The organism is Bradyrhizobium cosmicum (assembly GCF_032290525.1).
Classification (GTDB): Bacteria; Pseudomonadota; Alphaproteobacteria; order Rhizobiales; family Xanthobacteraceae; genus Bradyrhizobium; species Bradyrhizobium cosmicum_A.
The window spans coordinates 1-229 of record NZ_JASXTA010000676.1; the positions used below are offsets into that span (position 1 = coordinate 1).

Here is a 229-nt window from a genome sequence, read left to right on the forward strand (position 1 = left end):
GTCCACAATGTGCTGAATAATTTTCTCAGACTCCCCATCGACTGAGGTAGACAAGCGTGCAAGATCGCCAAAGACTTGATCAATCACTTCACATGAAATATCCGCTAAAACCTCACCCAAAGGTTTGGCAAGGTTTTGGCTTTCGCCGGCATTAAGCTGTTGATGAATGTGGGCAAAGCGTTGGTGAGTTTCAGGTTTTAATTTTAATGATATTTGATAAGTCATAGTG

1 protein-coding gene is annotated in these 229 nt (G+C 41.9%); it reads right to left on the bottom strand.

Going from position 1 to position 229, the window contains the following annotated elements; translation table 11 throughout:
- A partial coding sequence (locus tag QSV46_RS41310) for a hypothetical protein (protein ID WP_314964604.1) occupies positions 1-229 on the bottom strand: 229 nt, incomplete at both ends.